Below are 4,118 nucleotides of genomic sequence, written 5' to 3'. Positions count from 1 at the left end.
CCCTCCTCAAGCGCTGTATTCAGCGCGTTCCGCAGTCTGGACGCGCTGCCCTGCGGCACGTCAATGCCGCCCATGGTTTCTATTCCGGCGGTAGCGGCCGAAGAGAGGATGGCCGAAAATGCGGCCTCCGCGTCCGATGCACCGGCCGCTTTCGCCCTCTCGTAGTCCGTCCCCACCGTGGACGCAAAGCTGCTCATGTATCCCGCGTTCTTCGTAAGCTGCCGCGTGATGTTGGAAACAATGTCGTCCGCAGCTCCGGCCAGCGTGCTGCCTCCCTTCGCCGCCGCGCTTGTGCCGCCCGACATTACCGCGATGACCGCCTGCGGGATCATCCCGAGCGCGCTCTGGTACAGGTCGCCTACCGCGCCTCCGATTTTCCCGCCGCGCTCGTAGTTGTACCGGCGCACCTTTTCCTGAATATCCTCGTTCGTCTGCTTTGCCGCATCAATCTTGTCCTGCACAAATTCCGGCGTGATTACATCCGGAAGCAGGAAATCAAGCGTAGAATAAAATCCCCTGTTGATTCCCGCAACGCCCGCCATGGTGTTATGCCCTAATACCGAAAGCGGGGTTTGCGCGTTATAGCTCTGCTGCGTCCGCACCTCCTCCGCGACCGGAGCAGAGAGGTTCACGCCGGCGTTATTATAGGTTTCGCCAGTTCCAGGCAGATAGGCAAGGTTGTATTTTTGACGGATTGCGTTGTTCGCTTCAAAAAGCGCCTGTTTCTGCGCGTCGTCCGCGAAATGCCATGCGACGCTGTTTGCGGTCAGCTGGTCCAAATCTGCCTGCCGCTGCGCCCTCGTCGTCCCCCGAACCGCGGGCAGCGGGGAAACCGCTCCTCCTCCCCCGCTGAACCCTCCGCCCGTTCTGCCCGTGCCGCTCACCCTTGGTGCTAATACATTAACCGGATTCACCATCGCCGGACGGATGATCGGCTGTATTCTGGTCGTTTTGGGCTGTAAAAACGTCGGTATCGTGCTTTTTCTCGTCGCCGCCTGCTGCACCTGGCGCGCCGCTGCCTGGTTCGCATTTACCGCTGCGGCTCGGACAGGGTTCGTCTGTGCCGTCCGCGTGCTTTTCCCGCCTGCCGTAGCGGTCTTTGCCGAGCCGGTGCTTTTCGCCGCCGTTTTTTTACTCTGGTTTTTCTGCACCGTCGCCTTTGCAGGCTCCAGATAAGCCGCCCCTGCCTTTGCCGCATTTATAACCGCTTCCAGCGCGTCTTTCTTTCGGTTTTCTTCCAATTCAAAACGGTTTCTTGCCATATATACCCTCCGTCATAAAAGGATAGAGGCGGTGTTGCCCGCCTCCTGTTTCAAATATAAGATTGCGCCTTTGAGAGCCATTGCCTGTACAATGCGAGATACTCCTGATTCCCCGAATTGAGGTACGCGGTATAGTACTGGTTCGCCTGATCCATCGCCCTGTTATAGGCAACATCAGTAATACTCTGGTTCATCTGCTGTTGGTTCTGTTCCAGAAGAGCGTTGTTATAAGCGTTATTCGCCGCCAGTTCCTGCGCGGAAAGCGTCGGCATCCCGCCAATATTCCCCGTGACACCAGCATAGTTAAACAATCCATTAATCGCGTTCTGCCGCATCTGTTCCTGCATCGCAAGGATATTTTGCTGTGCGTTTGCCTGCTGCAGCAAAATATCTGCCGCGCTCTGCGCTCCTTGTGCGCCTGCACTCGCATAGGCGTTCGCGATTTGATTGTCGATATTCTGCAGGGCGTTCTGCCGCGCAAGTTCGTTCTGGTTATACGCCGCGTTGTATGCGTTGTTCTGCGCTACAATGGAGCTTTCTGCCGCGCCCTGGCCGGAAATACCAGCCGCCGCCAACTGTTCCGGAAGATCGCGCTGTGCAAGCCTATTTGCAATATAGGCTTGACGCGCGGTTTCATCATAACTCTGATTGATTCCTGGGATGAGCTGCTGGTATTGCTGTGCGGCCTGTTCTGCCGCCGCGTCAAAAGCTGCCTGCTGCTGTGCGAGTGCATCCTCGTAATATTGGTTGTACTGATTGGCATATTCCTGCTGTTGTCTCAACTGATTGATATATGCCTGCATGGCGAGCTGGTTCTGATCGTTATAATACTGCCCAAGTCCCGCGGTGTTCTGCGCTTTATCAAGCCGCGCATCAGCAATGGACTGCAGGTAATCAACATCTGCTCCACCTTGAAGCGCCGCCTGCCAGAACGTATTTCCTAAATCCACATTGCTGTAGCTGCTGTTTGGTATGCTGGAAGAGGTGCTCCCGCTGTTTCCACCAGACCCGATCCCCACGCCGTTCAGCGCCCCGCCGATTGCGTTTCCTGCTATGTTCCCTGCAATGTTGCCAACCGTGCCGAATGCGCCTCCGGACGAGCCCCCGCCGGATGAACCGCCGGACGAACTGGGGCGGGAAGAATTTCCCGTCATTCCGTTTACAACGCCGCTTACTACGTTGCCAATGATACCGGCCATCCCTCCCGCAATACCGCCTGGGCGGGAAGAACTGCCCGAAGAGCTGGACGGCCTGCTTGACGAACTGCTCGACGAACCGGACGGCTTTTTACTCGAATTGATCGCGCCGCTGATCGCCGACCCGATCGCTGATCCGATAATGCTCCTTGCCATAAAATACATCTCCTTTTTGCATAATAAAAGCAGGAGGCTTACGCTTCCTGCTTTTTTACTGAATTGTTAATGCTTCACAACATGTTCATAATACGCCGATTCCTTGTTTTCCACAGCGTCCTCGTCCTTTAGCCAAAACGCTGTTGCAATATCTGTGTAAAAATCGATGTTGTCCACACCATGCTTTGAACTGGCCGCACAAATGTCGCTGTAGGTAGCGTTCATCGCCACCCAAAACTCCACGGGGTCATAATGCAGACCTTTTTGTTTCATGATGTAATCGGTCTGCTCCATGGACCAGTGGGCGCCGCTCGACTTGTCAGCATTCTTCATTTTGCTGACCCAGCGTTCAGCGGTTTCCTTATCCATTTTTTTAGAGCCGTGTCCGGATGCGTAACCCATCATCCGCTCGCTGCTTCCACGCAGCGAATCTCCTACATACGGAGTTTCATGCATACTGCCATAATCTCGATCACGAAACCCAATCGGCTGCATGTCATAATCCTCCCTATACATAGGATAGTGATAAACCGGCGGGATATAGCGATCCTGTACGCCATACCGATCCTGCATATCGTACTCACTTCTCGGCGCAAACCGTCCGTCAGAGTACCGGCGGTATCCACGGTCATACGGCTCCATCATTTCGGAGCGCGGGGCGAAACGCCCGTCGTCGTAATGTTCGCGGCCGCGACGGTCGCGGAATTTATCCTCCACGTAATCGCGCGGGTAATCCTCGTATTCTACGCCGATCCTACGGCGGCCACGGCCGGAAAGCATCATCATCTTTGCGGTGCGCGTCATTTGCTCACCGCCCCTCTGGTCGCGGGCACGGGAGCCGCGCCGCCGTCAATACTGGCAAGGTTGTTGCTGGGGGCGCAGCAGGGATTGCCCAGCATCCGGAACGAGCCGCCGGTCGCAGACGTGGAAACACAGGCCGAATACCGCGTGCGGGTGCGGATGCCGCAGGCCGTCACCTGCGCACAGTTGCGCTTAGTCAGCGGATACAGCGTCGTACCCGTGCCGATGGTCATATACACCGGCGCATTGATCGTGGCCGTGTCGGGGATTGCCTGCGCCACTACGATGCAGTATTTCTCGCCGTTGTTATAGCTGCCGGCCGGAAGGTTGATCTCCAGATTGCCGCCTGTGAACGTCACCGCCTGCGAGATCACCAGATTAGGGCACAGCTTACATACAGGTTTGCAAGACATAATTCTACCTCCAAAAATCAAGGGCGGCAGACTATTGCCCGCCGCCCGAAGTTATCACGGCGAATGCCGGAGATCAGCAGCCACAGCCATAGCCGGAGCCGCAGAACGGATACGGCGCGGGAACCTGATAAGCCGGTACCGGCATCGGGTTGATGCGGCGGATCAGCTCACTGGTCTGCGCGTCCAGCGTTGCGGTCAGGTAGCTGTTCTGGTTGGCCTGCGAAGCCGCCAGCTTGAGCGCCTGATTCTCGGACTGCAGCGAATCGATCTTGGACTGTACCATGAAGTCC

General features: G+C 56.5%; 4 protein-coding genes and 1 pseudogene. All 5 read right to left on the bottom strand.

What is annotated here, in order from left to right; genetic code table 11:
* Window positions 1–1,262: hypothetical protein (locus H8S45_RS15485; protein WP_186950532.1), on the bottom strand; the 1,262-nt coding region annotated here is incomplete at its 3' end.
* A 50-nt stretch (window positions 1,263–1,312) separates the two neighbouring features.
* Window positions 1,313–2,614, bottom strand: a complete 1,302-nt coding sequence (locus tag H8S45_RS15480) for a hypothetical protein (RefSeq protein ID WP_186950530.1) — start codon at window positions 2,612–2,614, stop codon at window positions 1,313–1,315.
* A 66-nt stretch (window positions 2,615–2,680) separates the two neighbouring features.
* Window positions 2,681–3,418 (bottom strand): DUF7841 family protein, encoded by a 738-nt coding sequence (locus H8S45_RS15475; RefSeq protein WP_186950528.1) that lies wholly within the window; start codon window positions 3,416–3,418, stop codon window positions 2,681–2,683.
* Window positions 3,415–3,828 (bottom strand): hypothetical protein, encoded by a 414-nt coding sequence (locus H8S45_RS15470; RefSeq protein ID WP_186950526.1) that lies wholly within the window; start codon window positions 3,826–3,828, stop codon window positions 3,415–3,417. Before H8S45_RS15470 ends, H8S45_RS15475 begins: the two co-directional genes overlap by 4 nt.
* 73 nt (window positions 3,829–3,901) lie before the next feature.
* Window positions 3,902–4,118: pseudogene (locus H8S45_RS15465) on the bottom strand (hypothetical protein); the annotation flags it as partial.

The organism is Agathobaculum faecis, assembly GCF_014287995.1.
GTDB lineage: Bacteria > Bacillota > Clostridia > Oscillospirales > Butyricicoccaceae > Agathobaculum > Agathobaculum ammoniilyticum.
Note: the sequence above shows the minus strand (reverse complement) of the source record. Positions and strands in the feature narration are given on the sequence as shown.